The organism is Kribbella qitaiheensis, from assembly GCF_042657745.1.
Classification (GTDB): Bacteria; Actinomycetota; Actinomycetes; order Propionibacteriales; family Kribbellaceae; genus Kribbella; species Kribbella qitaiheensis.
In genome coordinates this window covers 156,001-173,209 of sequence record NZ_JBHSKE010000048.1, presented here as the reverse complement: position 1 = coordinate 173,209, position 17,209 = coordinate 156,001, and the positions used below count along the sequence as shown (strand labels likewise).

General features: G+C 68.2%; 17 protein-coding genes and 2 tRNA genes. 3 read left to right on the top strand and 16 right to left on the bottom strand.

What is annotated here, in order from left to right:
* Nucleotides 1-5: 5 nt before the first annotated feature.
* The 9 genes from ACFPJ1_RS29710 to ACFPJ1_RS29670 all read right to left on the bottom strand — a co-directional run bounded on the left by ACFPJ1_RS29710 (nucleotide 6) and on the right by ACFPJ1_RS29670 (nucleotide 9,974).
* Nucleotides 6-2,234: an FAD-dependent oxidoreductase gene (locus ACFPJ1_RS29710; protein ID WP_380108898.1), complete on the bottom strand. Its 2,229-nt coding sequence runs from the start codon at nucleotides 2,232-2,234 to the stop codon at nucleotides 6-8.
* A gap of 4 nt (nucleotides 2,235-2,238) precedes the next feature.
* A complete protein-coding gene (locus ACFPJ1_RS29705) occupies nucleotides 2,239-3,153 on the bottom strand; it encodes a MurR/RpiR family transcriptional regulator (RefSeq protein ID WP_380108897.1) in 915 nt (304 codons plus the stop codon).
* Between the two features lie 10 nt (nucleotides 3,154-3,163).
* Nucleotides 3,164-4,537, bottom strand: coding sequence for a hypothetical protein (locus ACFPJ1_RS29700; protein WP_380108895.1), 1,374 nt, complete (start codon nucleotides 4,535-4,537; stop codon nucleotides 3,164-3,166).
* A gap of 42 nt (nucleotides 4,538-4,579) precedes the next feature.
* On the bottom strand, nucleotides 4,580-5,425 hold the full coding sequence (locus ACFPJ1_RS29695) for a carbohydrate ABC transporter permease (RefSeq protein WP_380108893.1): 846 nt from the start codon (nucleotides 5,423-5,425) through the stop codon (nucleotides 4,580-4,582).
* Complete coding sequence (locus tag ACFPJ1_RS29690; RefSeq protein WP_380108891.1) at nucleotides 5,418-6,365, bottom strand: carbohydrate ABC transporter permease; 948 nt, start codon at nucleotides 6,363-6,365, stop codon at nucleotides 5,418-5,420. Before ACFPJ1_RS29690 ends, ACFPJ1_RS29695 begins: the two co-directional genes overlap by 8 nt.
* Complete coding sequence (locus ACFPJ1_RS29685; RefSeq protein WP_380108889.1) at nucleotides 6,365-7,549, bottom strand: ABC transporter substrate-binding protein; 1,185 nt, start codon at nucleotides 7,547-7,549, stop codon at nucleotides 6,365-6,367. Before ACFPJ1_RS29685 ends, ACFPJ1_RS29690 begins: the two co-directional genes overlap by 1 nt.
* A 546-nt stretch (nucleotides 7,550-8,095) precedes the next feature.
* Nucleotides 8,096-9,145, bottom strand: a complete 1,050-nt coding sequence (locus ACFPJ1_RS29680) for a UDP-N-acetylmuramate dehydrogenase (protein ID WP_380108888.1) — start codon at nucleotides 9,143-9,145, stop codon at nucleotides 8,096-8,098.
* Nucleotides 9,145-9,555: a MaoC/PaaZ C-terminal domain-containing protein gene (locus ACFPJ1_RS29675; RefSeq protein WP_380108886.1), complete on the bottom strand. Its 411-nt coding sequence runs from the start codon at nucleotides 9,553-9,555 to the stop codon at nucleotides 9,145-9,147. The genes ACFPJ1_RS29680 and ACFPJ1_RS29675 overlap by 1 nt, the downstream gene beginning before the upstream one ends.
* Nucleotides 9,552-9,974, bottom strand: coding sequence for an FAS1-like dehydratase domain-containing protein (locus ACFPJ1_RS29670; RefSeq protein ID WP_380108884.1), 423 nt, complete (start codon nucleotides 9,972-9,974; stop codon nucleotides 9,552-9,554). The genes ACFPJ1_RS29675 and ACFPJ1_RS29670 overlap by 4 nt, the downstream gene beginning before the upstream one ends.
* An 86-nt stretch (nucleotides 9,975-10,060) precedes the next feature.
* On the opposite strand from ACFPJ1_RS29670, the gene ACFPJ1_RS29665 reads away from it, so the two are divergent.
* Nucleotides 10,061-10,714: a hypothetical protein gene (locus tag ACFPJ1_RS29665; RefSeq protein WP_380108882.1), complete on the top strand. Its 654-nt coding sequence runs from the start codon at nucleotides 10,061-10,063 to the stop codon at nucleotides 10,712-10,714.
* Between the two features lie 130 nt (nucleotides 10,715-10,844).
* On the opposite strand, the gene rpmG is transcribed toward ACFPJ1_RS29665, so the two are convergent.
* The 4 genes from rpmG to ACFPJ1_RS29645 form a co-directional block, all read right to left on the bottom strand.
* Nucleotides 10,845-11,012 (bottom strand): 50S ribosomal protein L33, encoded by a 168-nt coding sequence (gene rpmG, locus ACFPJ1_RS29660; protein WP_020388160.1) that lies wholly within the window; start codon nucleotides 11,010-11,012, stop codon nucleotides 10,845-10,847.
* Between the two features lie 66 nt (nucleotides 11,013-11,078).
* Nucleotides 11,079-11,152: transfer RNA gene (locus ACFPJ1_RS29655), tRNA-Met, on the bottom strand.
* A 50-nt stretch (nucleotides 11,153-11,202) separates the two neighbouring features.
* A tRNA-Thr gene (locus tag ACFPJ1_RS29650) sits at nucleotides 11,203-11,275 on the bottom strand.
* 146 nt (nucleotides 11,276-11,421) lie between these two features.
* Nucleotides 11,422-12,375, bottom strand: coding sequence for an NAD-dependent epimerase/dehydratase family protein (locus ACFPJ1_RS29645; protein ID WP_380108880.1), 954 nt, complete (start codon nucleotides 12,373-12,375; stop codon nucleotides 11,422-11,424).
* Between the two features lie 399 nt (nucleotides 12,376-12,774).
* Between ACFPJ1_RS29645 and ACFPJ1_RS29640 the strand changes: the two genes are divergently transcribed.
* Nucleotides 12,775-13,650 (top strand): M23 family metallopeptidase, encoded by an 876-nt coding sequence (locus tag ACFPJ1_RS29640; protein WP_380108878.1) that lies wholly within the window; start codon nucleotides 12,775-12,777, stop codon nucleotides 13,648-13,650.
* A gap of 102 nt (nucleotides 13,651-13,752) precedes the next feature.
* Here ACFPJ1_RS29640 and ACFPJ1_RS29635 read toward each other — a convergent pair whose 3' ends face one another.
* Together ACFPJ1_RS29635 and ACFPJ1_RS29630 are read right to left on the bottom strand one after the other, a co-directional pair.
* On the bottom strand, nucleotides 13,753-14,508 hold the full coding sequence (locus ACFPJ1_RS29635; RefSeq protein WP_380108876.1) for a GNAT family N-acetyltransferase: 756 nt from the start codon (nucleotides 14,506-14,508) through the stop codon (nucleotides 13,753-13,755).
* 43 nt (nucleotides 14,509-14,551) lie between these two features.
* Nucleotides 14,552-15,070, bottom strand: coding sequence for an arsinothricin resistance N-acetyltransferase ArsN1 family B (locus ACFPJ1_RS29630; protein ID WP_380108874.1), 519 nt, complete (start codon nucleotides 15,068-15,070; stop codon nucleotides 14,552-14,554).
* Between the two features lie 40 nt (nucleotides 15,071-15,110).
* On the opposite strand from ACFPJ1_RS29630, the gene ACFPJ1_RS29625 reads away from it, so the two are divergent.
* Nucleotides 15,111-15,680 carry a helix-turn-helix domain-containing protein gene (locus ACFPJ1_RS29625; RefSeq protein WP_380108872.1) on the top strand — a complete coding sequence of 190 codons (570 nt, stop codon included), beginning with the start codon at nucleotides 15,111-15,113 and terminating at the stop codon, nucleotides 15,678-15,680.
* Here the strand turns inward: ACFPJ1_RS29625 and ACFPJ1_RS29620 are convergent.
* Nucleotides 15,647-17,209 (bottom strand): FAD-dependent monooxygenase, encoded by a 1,563-nt coding sequence (locus tag ACFPJ1_RS29620; protein WP_380108871.1) that lies wholly within the window; start codon nucleotides 17,207-17,209, stop codon nucleotides 15,647-15,649. The two genes, ACFPJ1_RS29625 and ACFPJ1_RS29620, sit on opposite strands and share 34 nt — an antisense overlap.

Here is a 17,209-nt window from a genome sequence, read left to right as displayed (position 1 = left end):
TGGGATCAGGCGGCATAGACCCGCACAGAGACGAGATGAGCGCGCGTTGCTCCGTTGGTCGCGCCGACCAGCACCCGCAACTTCGCAGCCCGGGCAGTCAGGCGATGCGTCTGCCGACGTCGGCGATTGCCGGTCACCGAGGCAACGGTCTGCCACTCGCCATCGTCATCGGCGACCTGTACTTCGTACTCCCGCACCAGCGTCGGCAGTACGTCGAAAGGCGTCCGGTGGTGATGCAGGTTGATCAGGTCCTCCTCGACATCGTCGTCCAGAATCACCGTCACCTCCCCGATCTCCACCTGCTCCGCCCAGGCCAGCTCGACCGCCGGCGACGGATCCCACGCCAGGTCCTCCGACACCCACATCTGCGGGCCGCCATAAGGACGAGCGAAGCCGCCGACGACCTTCTCAGGCGAGTAAGCGGCCGTCTCCGCACCAAGCCGGAAGCACAGACCCCCACGCGGCAGGATGTGCTTCCACTCCCGGAACTGCTCGGTGTACTGCTCGTCCGGCTCCGGGGCCCGATGCGCGAAGCAGATCGTCCCCGGCAGCGCGGAGTCCGCCACGTGCACGGACAACGCCGCGTTCTCTTTCACTACTACGACCGCGTTCTGCGGCTGATCCGGCCGCCACTGCACGGGAATCCGCACCCACCGCTTCTCCCCGGCCGCGACCTCGACCGTCCACTCCGCGAGCTTCCACAGCGGCAGGTAGTTCTGCGGCTTCAACGGATCGTGCAGCTCGACCGTGAACGTCGTTGCCGCGGTCGCATCCACCAACAGCTCCAGCCCATCCAGCCGAGGATCGACCGGCAGCACCATCGCCAGATCCGTGTCGAGCGCCCGGGTCCCCGCGGACACCTCCACAGCCATCCGCCGCAAGCTCGACGAGGCCGTGACCGAAGCGGCAAGCGCGAGGTTCGCCGGATCCGCGTCCTCCACCCCGAGAACGGACGCGTCCGCACGGTGCAACGCCTTCCGCACCAAGTCGAATCGCTCAGTCGCCACCTCACGCGGAGTCACCCCAGCCTGCGAGGCGACGGCCGCCGCGACCCCGGCAGCCTCACCCAGTACTGCGCAGGTCGCCATCACCCGGGTGGTCCCGAACGCCACGTGACTCGCACTGATGTTGCGCCCGGCCATCCACAGGTTCCGCACGTTGCGCGAGTACAGCGACCGCAACGGGATGTGGTAGTTCCCGTCCGGGTGCCAGTGCTTCGACCCGCGCTCGGTCGCGTACATCCCACCCGGCGGGTGCAGGTCGATCGACCAGCCGCCGAAGGCCACCCGGTCCTCGAACAACTCCTGTCCGAGGACCTCGTGCTGTGTGAGCACGTGATCCCCCAGGAACCGCCGGTACTCCCGTTTGCCCGGGACCGAGCCGATCCACTCGAGCGTGAGGTTGTCGGCGTCGTACAAGCCGGAGTTCTTGATGTGGTCCCAGATTCCGTAGACCACGGCCTGGAGCTCGTCGCGGATCAGTTCGTTGTCGTCGACGACGTCCCGCTCGCCGCCCCACTCGATCCACCAGTAGGCGCAGCCGTTGGCCTCGGTCCGGATCACCCGGCGTTCCGGGATGGAGGTCTTGGTGATGTCCTTCGCGAACGACGGCGGCACGTACTTCACCGGGTGGCCGACGTCCTTGCTGTAGAAGAGGATCGTGCTGCCTAGGGTGTTGCCGTCCGGCACCTCCGGCGCCCACGATTCGCCGTACTCCGAACGCGGCTCGCGGCCGGTCCGGTACTCCGCGCCGGCCAGGTGACCGACCAGGCCGTCGCCGGTGCAGTCGAGGAACACCGGACTGGTGAAGAGGATCTCCTTCTCCGAGCCCATCTGCCACCCGGTCGCCGAGTCGATCACCCGGTCGTCTGCCGGGCCGGACGCCTCGACGGTCCGGACGTCGGTGTTGAGGTAGAGCGTGATGTTCGGCTCGGCCCGGACGGCCTCCAGTACTACGAGGTCCCAGTAGTACGGGTTGCCCTCGGGGTTGCGGAACTGGTTCTCGACAAAGAGCTCGCCCATGATCCCCGTCTCGCGGGCGAAGTGCTGGACGCCGTGCGCGGTGGCCCCGCAGACCCAGACCCGTACCTCGCTGGAGGAGTTGCCACCGAGCACCGGCCGGTTCTGGATCAGGGCGACGGTACTGCCTTGCCGGGCGGCGCCGATCGCGGCACAGACGCCGGCCAGGCCACCGCCCACGACGGTCAGATCGGAGTGGACGTGGAGCTGCTGCATGCAATCACCTTCGGGGTGGAGGGTCTGGGTGCACGACCGGCTGTCCCGGTCCGTTCGGGTGGTTCGCGGTGAGGTGGTCGGGTATCCGCTGGGCGACCAGGACGAAGAGCAGCCCAGCGGTGAGGGTGTCGCTGGCTCGCCCGGCGAAGAACTCGGTCCAGGTACCGCCCACCGGAGTACCGGTGTCGAAGCAGATCTCGGCGAGCTCGCCGATCGGGGAGTCCGCTACGCCGGTGATGGCGACCGTGAGCGCGCCCTCGACCTTCGAGCGGCGGACGAACTCGAGCGTCGCCGGGTCGGTGCCGGACCGCGAGACCACGAGCGCGACGTCACCGTCGCCCAGCAGTCCGGCCGCGATCTGCGCCGACTGCGGTCCGTCGAAGAACCAGACCGGGATGCCGATCCGGAGCAGCCGGATGTAGAGCTCGCGCGCCGGGATCGCGTCGCCCCACTCGCCGTAGATATGGGTACGCCGGGCACCCGCGATCGCGTCGGCCACCTGGGAGGCGGCCGGCAGATCGATGGACGCGAGCGCGTTGCGGAGCGCGTTGGCCTGCGTGCTGGCCAGTACTCCGAGCACCTGCTCGGGCGGATCGGCCGGACCGATGGCCAGGCCGATGTCACTCGTCCAGCCGGCTTCCAGGCCGCGGCCGATCTCCATCGCGATCGCGGCCCGGAGCGCCGGGTACCCGGCGAAGCCCAGGTGGGTCGACAGCCGGGTCACCGTGGCCGCCGAGGTCTGCGCCGCCTCGGCCAGCTTGGTGATGGATCCCCGGGCCACCTCGTCAGGGTTGGCGAGGATGTGCTCGGCGACCCGTTGCATGGCGCCGTTCAGCTCGGGCAGGGCCCGTCTGACCACCTGCAAGGGGCTCGGGGTGTCGGCCCGGGAGGGTTTGTCGCTGTCCATCTCTGATCCCATCCCGCGATCATCACGTATAGATGAACTGGGCACTCGCAACTCCGTCGACATCGCTGACCAGCCGCACCCAGTGCGCGCTGAACCCGGCCGGGAAGACGTGGGTGTGGATCTTGCCGGGCTCGACCGTGATCGCCTCGGTGGCACCGAACCGGCCGTGCCCGTGGAAGTCGATCTCGACCGTCACGGTCATCGGCTGCTCGCCGAAGTTCTCCAGGTGCAGGCACTTGTTGTCGAAACCGGTCATCAGGTACGGGTCGGACGGCTCTCCCGCGGTCACCGGGGTCTCCCACCACGGGCCACCCCAACCGGCGGGTTTGCCGAAGTTCCACAGGTCGTCGGTCTTGCCGAACCACAGGCCGGACTGCGGCTCCGCGGTGGTCGGGTTGAGTCCGTGGCTCGGGGAGGCGTTGTCGGCGCCGGCGACGAGCATGCCGCGCCATGAGCAGAAGTCGCCGAGCACCCACAGATGGGTGGAGATCGGCCGCACTCCCCAGATCCTGCCGCCGTACGCCCAGGGCGACAGCTCGTAGAACATGCCGTGGTGATCCATCAGCAGGCGCTCGTGCTCGACCTCGCGAATCCGCGGCCACTCGGTCTGCCACTTGTGGTCGAAGCAGTGCGACGCCTTCGGCAGCCGGTACCGGGTCCACTGCTGGTCGGACTCGGTGAACACCTCGAGGATGGCCGAGGCCTGGTCCCACCCGGTGGCGAAGATGGTGCCGCCGAACTCGTGCCGACCACCGATGCCGGTGAACGGCTTCTCGGCGATCACCCGCCACTGCGTTCCGTCGTACTCCGCGAGGCGGCCCTGCGAGCGGTGGCCCGCCCAGTCCTGCTCGTCGTACTCGTTGGAGCAGACGACGAGCCGTCCGAAGCTGGAGTAGCAGTCCTTGTAGTGGACCTTCATCTCTCCTTCGGTGCCCAGCTCCTCGTTGAGGTCGAAGAGCTGGACGCACTCGTAGCTGGTCAGGTCCAGCTCGAAAAGCTCGCCTTCCATCGCCAGCACGTAGACGTGGGTGTCCGGCTTGGTGAGGTGCCGGGCCGTGCCGCAGACCCGCAGCGGCTGGAGCTCGGGGATCGTGGTGATCTTGTGGTCCTGGTCGATCACGTGCGGACCGAGCACCAGCTTCGACGTCGGGAAGTGCACGAACCGGTTGGTGTAGGTGCCGTCCACGCCGAGGGTCTCCGCGACGATCTCCATCGAGAAGTCGGGCGCGATCCGGCGCAGGCTCACCCCGCCCCCGCTCGCGGCCTTGTGCGAGTTGTAGTTCTGCACATAGAGCAGGCCGTTCCAGGGCATCAGCGAGCCGACACCGAGCTCGCTGCGCGGTGGACCGAAGTCCCCGATCTGGGCGAGGTCCGGGAAGACACCTGAGACGTTCAAGAAGGCTCCTTCACTGGATGCCGGCTCGTTGCGGAGCCGGGGTCACTTGATGCCGGTATGGGTCATGGCGGCGATGAAGCGGCGTTGCAGGACGACGAAGACGATCAGCACTGGCACGATCGAGACCACCGAGGCGGCCATCGTCAGGCCGGGCGCGATCGAGCCCTGCTCGTCGACAAAGTTGGTCAGGCTGAGCGGCAACGTGTACTGCTCGGGGCTGCTGATCAGCACGAGTGGTGTCTCGTAGTCGTTCCAGGACCAGACGAAGGCGAGGATGCCGAGCGCGCTGATCACCGGCGCCGCCTGCGGCAGGTAGATCCGGGAGAAGATCTGCCACTCGTTCGCGCCGTCCATCCGGGCCGCCTCGGCGAACTCGCCGGGCTGGCTGACGAAGAACTGGCGCATCAGGAAGGTGCCGAGCACGGTGAACATGCCGGGCAGGATCAGCGCCCACAGCGTGTCGTACAGGCCGAGCTTCTGGAAGTAGATGAAGCGCGGTACGAGCAGCAACTGGGCGGGGATGATCGCGGTCGCGAGGTACAGCAGGAAGAGCTTGTCCCGGCCGCGGAACGACATCCGGGCGAACGCGTAGCCGGCCATCGTCGCGGTGATCAGCTCCCCGGCCACCCGGAGCAGGGCGACGAGCGCGGAGCGGCCGAAGGCCGGCAGTACCGAGTCCGCACCAATCAGCACGGTCTTGAAGTTCTCCCACTGCGCCGGATCCGGGATCCACTGCATCGGGACCTGGAAGGCGTCGACGTCCTGCTTCAGCGAGGTCGACAGCATCCAGGCGAACGGCGCGAGGAATGCCAGCCCGAGGATCCACAACGAGATCCCCCAGTACCACTTGGCCCTGGCCGCCTGCTGCTGTCTCGGCGTCTTAGTCATGAAGAGCCCTCCCTCGCTGGGCCCGCCACGTCACCAGGGTCAGCACGAGTACGCCGAGGAACGTCACCAGGCCGATCGCCGACGCGTAGCCGAACCTGTAGAACTGGAAGCCCGTCTGGTACATGTAGTACGAGATGGTCGTGGTGGAGTCGCCCGGACCACCGGAGGTGATCAGCGCGATCAGCCCGAAGCCCTGGGAGGCACCGATGATCAGCGTCACGGCCAGGAAGATGGTTGTCGGGAGCAACGATGGCCAGGTGATCGCGCGGAACTTCATCCAGATCCCGGCGCCGTCGATGTCGGCCGCCTCGTAGAGCTGGCCGGGCGCGTCCTGCAAGGCGGACAGATAGATCAGCGAGCAGTAACCGACGCCGCCCCAGACCGCCATCACGATCAGCGCCGGCAACGCCCAGTGCGACGAGGCGAACCAGCCGGGCGAGATGCCGAAGACGTCGAGCGTCTGGTTGACCAGGCCCGACTTCGGGTTCATCAGCATCAGCCACGTCATGCCGATCGCGACCGTGTTGACGATGTACGGCAGGAAGAAGATCGCCCGCAGTACGGCGCGGCCGGGCAGCGGGCGATTCAGGGCCATCCCGAGCGCCAGCCCGAGTACGACGGTCAGCGGGACGCTCACCCCGACGTACAGCAGAGTCAGGCCGACCGCGTTCCAGAAGCCGGGGTCGCGGGCGATCGCGATGAAGTTGTCCAGGCCGTTGAACTCGATCCCGCCGAGGCCGGACACCAGGTTCCAGTCGGTGAAGGCGAGCGCGATCACGCTGATCAACGGGATCAGGGTGAAGGCGATGACGCCGAGCAGGTTCGGCGCGATGAAGGCCAGGCCGGTCCAGCCGCTGGGCGTGATCCCGCGGCCGGGCTGTTCTGCCGATGGTTGTTCGGTGGCTGTCTGCACCGGAGCGGGCGGAGTCGCGACAGTCATCAGGCACTCCCCTCATTACGGGCGATGGCGGCGTTGGCCAGCCGGTAGACCTCACGGATCGCCGGGCCCGGCGACTTCTCACCCAGCCAGCACAGATCGCGCTGCTGGCCGTAGGCGAGGTTGATCTCGGGGAACCCGGCCAGCAAGGTGTCGGTCGCGAGCTTCGGTTCGGCGTCGAGCACGACCCGCTGGAAGGAGTCGAGGTCGAAGTACTTGTCCGGCTCCTTGCCGAGCATGCCGGCCATCAACTGCTCGTTCGTGACGTTGCCGAGCGTCGGGATCTTGCCGCCGGCAAGCATCGGCGCGGATCCCTCGGTCAGCCAGAACTTGATGAACTGCCAGGCCGCCTCGGTCTTCGCGGACTTCGGGTTCATCATGACGAAGTTGTTGTAGCTGCCGCCGTTCCAGTCGCCACCACCCGGCACTGTCGGCGGCGGCGCGAAGGACACCTTGAAGTCGTGCGGATACTTCTTCGCGTCGTACAGATAGCGCAGGTTGAACGGCGCGGTCGACCAGAGGTTGAACTCGGCCTTCAGGAACGAGTTCTGCTGGTAGGCGTCGAGATGCCTGGCCAGTACTTCGCTCCAGGGGAACGCGCTGCCCTCGTCGATCATCGCGCGCCCGGTCGCCAGCGCCTGCTCGAAGATCGGGTTGTCGAAGTTCGACCGGCGGTTGTTGTCGTCGGAGTACCAGTAGTTGGGGCCCAGCGAGATGCGGGCGATGTCCGGGATCGTGTAGGCGCCGACGGTGCTGCCCGAGGTCAGCTTCTTCGCGGTGGCGCGGTACTCGTCGACCGTCCACTGGTGGGGCAACTCGACGCCCGCCTGCTCGCGGAGTTTCTCGTTGAACAGCACGAAGTACGGCTCGCGGGCGGTCGCCAGCGCCTTGACCCGGCCTTGGTCGAGGAACGCGCGCGGCTGCTCGGTGTCGAGGAACAACGCGAGGTCGGGATCGCCCTTCACTCGGTCGGTCAGATCGGCCGCCAGTCCCGATCCGGCCCGCAGCGCCAGCGATGCGGACGCGTAGGTGAAGTACACGTCGATGTCGAGCCCACCCTGCAGCGCGGTGTCCAGCTTCAAGTTGCCGCGATCGTCGTTCACGAACCGCGTGTAATTCACCTTGTACTGCGGAAACTTCCGCTGGAACGCCTCGACCACTTTCCCCGGCCCGGACGCTGCCGGCACCCCACCCCAGACCTGCAGAACATCAGAACCACCCCCACCACCACTCCCCGAGCACCCGGCTACCAGAGCGCTCGCGCCCACTGCCCCCACCCCGGCAAGGAACCGCCTTCGCGACAAATCTCCTCGCACAACTTTCTCCTCTCGCGCGCCTCACCCCCCGCCAGCGAGCAAAAGATTAACCAGATAGGCCCATCTCAACAACCCCTTGTGCAAATCTTTTTCACGGATCACTATCGCTGTACCCAACGACAGGAGGTACCCCCTCGTCCCGCCAGCGCCCCACCGCACCACGCGCACGGCGTACCGAAGTACAGGCAGTATTTCCTGTCACTCGGTACGCCTCGCTGTACTCGGGGTCAGCCGTCCAGCGCCCCTCCGGCCGAGCGGTGGCAGTGGCGGTTGTTGGGGGCGGGGACACCAAGTCGGGACCTCGAACACGCTAATTCCTGTCCGCGGTCCCCGGTTCCTGTCCGAGGTCTCTGGATGATGTGCGGACCCACCACAAGCGCTTGGCCGGGCAGACACCAGCGCCCTGGGCGAGTGCTGCTAGAGGCTGCAGTTCACCAGGACTGGTTCGTTGACGAGGGTGATGTTGAAGGCCTGGTGGACCTGGGTGCGGACGTGGGTGGCCAGGGCCAGGAGTTCCTTGGCGGTGGCGTTGCCGCGGTTCGTGAGGGCGAGGGTGTGCTTGGAGGAGACGGCGGCGTTGCCGATCGCGTAGCCCTTGGCGACACCGGCGTGCTCGATCAGCCAGGCCGCGCTGGTCTTCACCCGGCCGTCGGGCTGGGGCCACTGCGGCGCACCCGCCGGTACTTCGGCCGCCGTGTCGAGCAGGGGGTTCGTGAAGAAGGACCCGGCGCTCCAGGTGTCGTGGTCCGCCTCGTCCAGCACCATGCCCTTGCTCCGGCGCAACCCGAGCACGGCTTCCCGTACTTCGGTCATCGGCGCCCGTGAGCCCGGCTCGACCCCGAGCACCCGGGCCAGTTCGGCGTACCCGATCGGTGCGGACAGGTCGCCGAGCCGAAGCTGGAAGGCGACCTCCAGCACGGCGTACCGCGAGGGGTCGGCCTTGAACCGTGAGCTCCGGTAGGTGAATCCGCAGTCGGCGGCGAAGATCGTCCGGACGGCGTTCTCGACCCGGTCCCAGACCCGGACGGAGGCGATCGTCTCGGCCACCTCGTGTCCGTAGGCGCCCACGTTCTGTACCGGGGTCGACCCGGCCAGGCCCGGGATGCCCGACATCGACTCGAGGCCGACCCACTCCTCGGCGATCGCCCGTTGCACGACGGCGTCCCAGTCCTCGCCGGCGGCGACGTGGATCATCGCGCCGGAGCACGCGTCCGCGTCGACCCGGATCCCGCGGGTGGCGATCTTGATCACCGTGCCGCGGAAACCCTCGTCGCCGATCACCACGTTGCTCCCGCCGGACAGCAGCAGCAGGGGTTCGCGGGCGGCGTCGGCGTCCCGGATCGCCGTGATCAGCTCGTCTTCGGTGGTCACCTCGATCAGCTTGTCGGCCGGACCACCGATCCGCAGCGTGGTCAGGTCGGCCAACCGCACATCGGTCATCACTGCTGCACTCCTGGTGGCGGGCATCAGACTCGTACGACCGCCCTGGCCCGGCCGAGGACCTTCTCCTCACCGGCGAGCGCGGTGATGTCGATCTCCGCGGTACCGTCGGCGAGCTTGTCCACCTTGGCCGAGAAGGTCACCGTCGCGCCCTTGTCGTCGTCCGGAACGACCACCGGCTTGGTGAACCGCACGCCGTACTCGAGCAGGTCGGCGGGATCGTCCAGCCAGTCCGTCACCACCCGGGCCGCGGACGCCATCGTGAGCATGCCGTGCGCGATCACGCCGGGCAGCCCGAGGGACGCGGCCATCCGGTCGTTCCAGTGGATCGGGTTGAAGTCGCCGCTGGCCCCTGCGTACCGGACCAGGTCCTCGCGGCGCAGGGTGACGGTCAGCGCGGGCAGTTCGGTGCCGACCTCGACGACGCGGCCGGTCATGCGTCCGCCCGGTTGTGCGAGATGGTCGACGTGGAGGTGGCGATCGGGTCGCCGTCGACGGTGGTCAGCGCGGTCTCGTACATGATCACCTCGACGTCACCGGCCTTGCGCACGGTGGTGATGGTGGCGGTCGCGGCGATGTCGTCGCCGGCCTTGATCGGACGGGTGTAGCTGAACTTCTGCGCGCCGTGCACGATCCGGTCCAGCCGCAGCCCGAGCTCTTCGTCGGCGAGTAACTCCAACAGCGCCGGGTTGGCGACCATGAAGGCGAAGGTGGGCGGCGCGATCGCGTCATTACCTCGGTACGCCGGGTTGGGGTCCCCGATCGCGTCGGCGAACTCCCGGATCTTCTCCCGGCCGACCTGGTAGGACTCGGCGGCCGCATAGCTCCGGCCGACCATCGTGGCGTCGATCGTCATATCCAGTAACCCTACTGGCAGCCTATGACCGCTAGTGCCGCCACCCACTCAGCTGATCACCTGGGGGATCGCGGGAAGGCGGATGTGTGACGGCAGACTCTGTCATGGCCGGGCGGGCAGGCGTGGCCGCGTTGGCGCGGTATGCCCCTCGCTACGGTCTGGAGATCGGCGAACCGGCGGAATCCGCGTGGTTGCGGGTCGACCGCCTGCTCGAACCGGACGGTCCCGAGCTGACCGAACTGCTCAAACGCGACCACGACGCGAGCGGTCACGTCTCACCCCACGCGAACGCGCTGAGCATGCTCTCCTTCTACGCAGGCCGCGCCCCCGCGACAGCCCTGCTGCTCTGGGCTCTGGAGGGCCGCGTACTCGACATCCGCCCCTCCAACCTGTGGGTGCGGCCGCACGACGGCCACGGGATCGCCTCGGTCGCGGTCAGATCCGCCAGCTTCCTCTCCGGCGGCCTGCAGACCTTGTACGACGTGGTGCTGGCCGAGCATCTTCTGCCGCTGGCGGCTGAGATCCATCGCCGTACCCGGGCCGGCCTGCGCCAACTCCACGGCGGGGTGGCGGCCGGCTGCGCCATGGCCTTCTGCGCGGCAACCCGCGAGCAGGAGACGGTGGCAGCGCCGTACCTGCTGGAGCGCTGGGAGACCTTCATCTCCAAGGCGCCGGGCGGCCTCTCCCGCCTGGGCCGCCTACGAAGCCGACCGCCCCATCCTCACCGTCTAATCCCCTGACGTCCGAAGAAGTGGAGGGAGGTTCACTCCACTTCTTTGGACGCAAGGGACCTCAGGGCACAGCGGCCTCAGGGCACAGCGAAAGGGCCGCTTCGGGTTTCGAAGCGGCCCTTCCGGAAGACTGCTGAGGTCAGCGGGTCTCGCGGTGGTCGGTGTGGTCGTTGCACCGGGCGCAGTACTTCTTCAGCTCAAGACGATCCGGGTCGTTACGCCGGTTCTTCTTGGTGATGTAGTTGCGCTCCTTGCACACCGTGCACGCCAGCGTGATCTTCGGGCGGACGTCGCTTGCCTTGGCCACTACTGCCTCTTCTTGTCAGGAGCGCGCAACTTGGGTGATCGCGCTCTCGAAATACATGGTGGTGGGTAGCGGGGGCGGGAGTCGAACCCGCGACACCACGATTATGAGCCGTGTGCTCTAACCACCTGAGCTACCCCGCCAGAGAGTCCGTCACTCCACCCGGCGGACCGGGTGACGCAGCGATTCTCAGAGCCCCTTTACGGAATCGAACCGTAGACCTTCTCCTTACCATGGAGACGCTCTGCCGACTGAGCTAAAGGGGCGGGCCGAGGAGAGAGATTACACGGTCTGCTGCCCCGATGTGAAATCGAGAGCGGCACCCCTTGCAAGGTCCCTCAACCAACCCGAGAAGCATACCGGTTCCCAGGAGTGCTTCCGACCAATTTCCGGACCACATCGGCGCCACTTCTCACTCCAGCGCGGCCTCGTCCGCACTGAAGTCGTCCGAGGCATCCACCGGCGGATTCGCGAGGTGCCACCGCACCGATTCCCGCAGGCTGGCGGCCGGATCGACCGGCTCCCAGCCGAGCACGGTCCGCGCCTTGCCGGGGTCCATCAGCAGATGCTGACTCAGTACTCCGGTGAGTTCGAGATCGGCCGGCAGCCTCTCGTCGGAGACCCGCACGAGTTCGACGTCCGACGCGTCCGGCGCATCCGCCGCCGCCAGGATCTGCTCGGCGAACAACCGGTACGGCGCGGTGGCCCGTTCGACCACGTTGAACGCCTCACCCCGGTGATCGCCCGCCAGCGCCAGGGAGACGGCCGCGGCCACGTCCCCGACGTACACGCGGCTGAAGAGGAACTGCCCGGAGCCCACCGGGATCCGCTTCCGCCCGGCACGCACCCGTCGCAGTACGAACTCGAATCGGCGCTGATAGTCATGCTCCCCGTAGACCGCCCCGAGCCGGAGCACGGTCGCCCCGCGCGGCAGATACCGCTCCTCCATCTCGAGGTTCTCGTACTCCGGTCCATCCACGAACCGTCGTTCCCGCAGCGGTGAGTTCTCCGTCAACGGCAGGGCGTCGCTCGTCCACCCGGCATGGAGGGCGTCATAGGCCCGGTAGACGTCGCAACTGGAGATCGCGACCAACTTCACCTCCGGCCCGAACGCACCGAGCGCCGCCTCGGCCGCGCGGGCGTTCATCCCGGACACGTCGACGGCAGCCTCCGCCCGGAAGCCGGCGACTGCCTCGCGCAGAGCAGGGCCGTCATGCCGATCCACATGCGCATGCCGCGCGTCAGGAAGATCAGCCGGCTCATGCTCACCCCGGTGAACGACCAGAAGTTCGTGGCCCTCCCCCGCCAGCCGCGAGGTGATGGCCCTGCCGATGAACTGGGTTCCGCCCAGGATCGCGATCCGCATGACCCCGTCCTACGGCAGCCCGCGGAACCACTCAAGCCCCGTCTGCGCTAGGCAGAAGCCGGAGCGCTCGATGGGTCCAGGGAGCCCCATAGCGCTTCAAAGGGCCTCTGGGCAGGCGTGACCCACGTGATCCCAGTCACGCTCGGATTGAACTACCTCGGCCCTTTGTTTACGCCTGAGTAGCCACACGGGGCAGCCCGACCCTCACCGTGCGTCACGGAATTCGGTGATCTGGTTGCAGTCCGCGTTTGAGGAGCCCGTGAAGGCGTCGTTATGGTCGATGAGCCGCTTGGGCACACCCTGGCGGCTACTCGACTCTGGAAGGCTCTCGTGTCCCCTCACCACGATGTGTCGGATGCAGAACGCGCGAAACCGCGCCGCTCGCCCGGCTCCCGTCGGGTGGCCCTGCACCGCCTCACCCGTCGTCCCACTGGCCGTCAGGCCGCGCAGCTGGTCGGCCTGACGGCCGCGCTGGCCGCGGCCGCCGGCACGGGCGCTGTCGCCCTCAACTCCTCCCCCTCCGGTGCGGCCAACGCCGCCACCAGCGCCACCTCTGTCCAGCAGAACGCCCTCGCCACCGCTCGGATCGAGCGCCAGCAGCAGGCCTCTCGGAACGGGTCGCGGACCGACCTGACCCTGGAGGCCACCCGCAAGGCCCAAGCGGCCGAGGCGGCCAGGATCCGCGCCGCCAAGTTGGCAGCCACCGCGACCCTGTCCCAGCGCCGGGCCCTCGCCCTGGCGGCTACCAAGGCTCTCGCCGCTCAGAAGCGGGCAGCGGCCGTCAAGGCAGCCGCGGCCGCGAAGGCCGCGGCGATCGCCAAGGCCAAGGCGAAGGCCGCAGCCGCGGCGGCCGCCGCGAAGGCCGCGGCGGCGGCTCCGAAGATCGTCCTCCCGACCACCGGCTACCACCTGACCGCGCGCTTCGGCCAGGCCGGCGGTCGCTGGGCCGCCAACCACACCGGCCTCGACTTCGCCGCCCCGATCGGTACGCCGGTCCGGTCGGTGATGGCCGGCACGGTAATCCAGGCCGAGTTCGCGGGAGCCTACGGTCGCCAGGTCAAGGTCCGCCACGCCAACGGCACGGTGACCTCCTACAGCCACATGTCCGAGTTCGACGTCTCCGTCGGCGACTCGGTCTCCGCCGGCTCCAAGGTCGGCGCCATCGGCGTCACCGGCAACACCACCGGCCCGCACCTCCACTTCGAGGTGCTCCCGGGCGGCGGCCCCGCCATCAACCCCGAGCCCTGGCTCGAGGCCCGAGGCATCAACCCGTAACCCCTGCACCACCCCTCCAACCGGGTGGCTCCCACGTCTTGTGGGAGCCACCCGGTTGTCTGTGTCCCCGACCAGCCGATCCCCGTGGGTCCGGCGTACGGGCTAGAGGAACTTGGCGAGGTGCAGGGCGTCGACGTATTCGCCGTCGATCTGGAACTCGCGGTGGTGGGTGCCTTCGAGGGTGTAGCCGTGGCGCTCGTAGAGGCGGCGGGCCGGGGCGTTGGTGGCGTGCACGTGGAGGGTGAGCTTGCGGGCACCCCGGCGGACGGCCTCGGCGGTGGCGGCTTCGAGGAGGGTGGAGCCGATGCCGCGGCCCCGGGCGCTGTTGGCGACGGCCAGGCCGTTGATGGCCAGTACGCCGTTACCCTCGGGGAACGGGTACTTGTCCTGCAGCCGGAGGTAGCCGAGCACCTCGCCACCGGCTTCGGCGACCAGGTGGGCGTCGGGTCCGCTGCGTTCATTGAAGAACTGGCTCCGTTCGCCGCTGGTGAGCGACGGGAAACCGGACGACCCGTCCCAGGCGGTCAGCTCGATCTCCAGCAGTGCCGCATCGTCAGCTTCCACAGCCCGCCGAACGGTCACATTCCCGGTCGACTCGGCTGCAACAGGAGAGCGGTCATCAGTCACGTCGTCCATCTTCACCCCACACAGGGTGCATTCAGGAGCTGAAGATGAGTTCCGCGGTGGGGCCGAGGCCGTGGCCGCGGGAGCTGCCTGAGCGAGGGTGCCGCCGGGGCCGAGGTTGTGGCGGATGTCGTTATCGGCCAGGTTCATCACCAGTTGGTGCAGCAGCAATTCGTTGCCCTGGACAACCGTCTCGGCCAGGTCGGTGGTGACCGTGATGCCGGCGGCGGACACCTCCCGCTGAGGTCCCTGCCACCGCTACCCACCGCAGCTTCTGTTAGTGGGGTTCTGTGGGTGGGGTGGTGGGGGTGGCCAGGGGGCGTTGGGACCAGGCGACGTCGTGCCAGGTCTTGTGTTTCCAGCCGATGTTTCGGTAGGTGCCTATGGGTTCGAAGCCCAGGGAGGCGTGGAGGCCCACGCTGGCGTCGTTCGGGAGGGTCATGCCGGCGACGGCGGTGCGGTAGCCGCGTTCCGTCAGGCGCTCGAAGAGGGCTTCGTAGAGAGCCCTCCCGCCTCCGGTACGGCGTCTGCCGAGTTCCAGATAGATGCTGACCTCGCAGGACCAGCGGTACGCCGCTCGGGGTTTCATCGGCCCGGCGTACGCGTAGCCGACGACGCGGCCGTCGTCCTCGAGGACGAGCCAGGCGTGCGTCTCGAGCGAGCGGGCGATGCGTTCGCCCATCTCGGCGGGGGTCGGCGGGTCGAGTTCGAAGCTGATCGCGGTCTGCTCCACGTAGGGCGCATAGATCGCCGCACAGGCCTCGGCGTCGAGTTCCGAGGCATCCCTGATCTTCATGACTACGATAGTAGCCAGACCTGCCCCTATAGTGGCAAGCATGTTGGAAGATCCGCTGTCCGCCTCACTCGCCGCCACCCTCCAGTCCGCCCGGGTCGCGCAGGATCTCTCGGTGAACGCCCTGGCCGATCGCTCCGGCGTCTCCCGCGCGATGATCGGCAAGATCGAGCGCGGCGAGGCCCAGCCCACCGCAGTACTGCTCGGCCGGCTCTCCGGCGCGCTCGGCCTGACCCTGTCGGAACTGGTGGCGAGGGCCGAGGGCGGCGCCGGTGACCTGCTGAGGCGGGCGGCGGACCAGCCGACCTGGACCGACCCAGCCACCGGTTACCGCCGCCGCGCCGTCTCCCCCACCACCGAGGGCCCGCTCGAACTGGTCGAGGTCGAACTCCCGCCCGGCGCCTCGGTCTCGTATCCCGCCGACGCCTACATCTTCAAGTACCAGCAGATCTGGATCCTCGAAGGCGAACTCCACTTCCAGGAGGGCGGCGTGCTGCACCAACTGGCCACCGGCGACTGCCTCCAACTCGGCGCCCCGGCCCCTTGCACCTTCAACAACCCCACCGCCGACCCTTGTCGCTACCTCGTCGCGCTAGTCAAAGGCCGCGCCTGACCAGCCTGTACTCCGAACCAGCGGGCGAGCGCGATCCGCAAGGCGTCCCGCTCCTCAGGCGCATCGACCTCAGCAGCCCAGGCGACATACCCGTCCGGCCTCAGCAGTAGCGCGATCGGCAGGCCGGACGTCTGCGGCTGAGCAGTGATGGTCTGGACGCGATCAGTACCGAACTGGCAGGCGAACACCGCGTCCGGGGTGAAGTCGAAGAGCAGTGGACGAGCGGTCCGGGTCAGCTCGGCCAGCCTGACTGAATCAGCCCCACCTGCCGGCGTGAGGAGCATGTCGGGAGCCCACTGACCCACCAGCGGGTGCGGACCATCGGAGTACCGGATATCGGCGCCGGACATCAGCGCTGCGATGTGGCGGGCGTTCTCCGGCTTGGCGAGGAGTTCCTGGAAGAGCTTGCGCAGAGCGGTGACCTCGCTGCCCGGGGCGATCAGCGCGGACTGGGCCTGCGTCTGCATGACCACGCGCTCGCCGACGGGCCGACGCTCAGCCTCGTAGCTGTCGAGCAGCCCGTCCGGTGCCCACCCCTGGATCTCGGCGGCGAGCTTCCAGCCCAGGTTGATCGTGTCCTGCAGCCCGAGATTGAGCCCGGGCCCGCCGATCGCCGAGTGCACGTGTGCGGCATCGCCGACGAGCAGCACGCGCCCCTCCCGGAACCGCTCGGCCAACCGGCTGTTCCCACCGACCACCCGCCGCAGCACGTGCGGCCCGTCGCCATCAGGCGCCGCCAGCGGCAGGTCCACCCCGAGCACCCGCCGCACGCTCTCCCGCAAGTCCTCGAACGTCATCGGCCCATCTGTCGGCACGTCCCACTCCCCAGTGCTCACCAGCGGAATCCGCCCGGGGAACGGCGCGAACACGAACAACCCGCGCTCGTTCCGGTGATGCCTGAACGGCGGAATCATCCCGTACTCCGGTACCACCAGCGCGCCCGTCGCCGGATCCACCAGCTCGGGCGGAACCACCGCGTTCGCCGTACGGGAGACCATGGTGTCGGTGGTCACGCCCGGGAAGTCGATCCCCGCGAGCTTGCGGGTCAGGCTGCGACCACCATCGGCGCCGACCAGATAGCGGGTCTGCAACTCGTACGAACCGTCCGGTCCGGCGACCTCGACGGTGACGGCGTCGGGGGTCTGCGACAGGTTCGCCAGCTCGCGCCCGCGGCGGATCTCGACACCGAGCTCGAGTGCCCGCTCCTGCAGCACCTCTTCGATCCGGCGCTGGGGAACGCCGAGTATGTACAGCGGATTGTCGTCCAACCCGCTCAGCTCCAGTGGCAAGGCGCCGAAGGTGAAGGCCGGCACCGGAGCCGGCGGCACGAGGTCACCCTTGAGGCGCTCGTACAGCCCGCGACGGTCGAGCATCCGCACCACCTGGCCGACGAGCCCGTTGGCTCGCGGCTCCTCGCTGCGCTCAGGCAGCCTCTCCAGCACGATCGGGTGGACCCCGGCCAGACTCAGCTCGCAGGCGAGCATCAGTCCGTTCGGTCCGGCACCCGCGATGACGACATCGGCAATCAT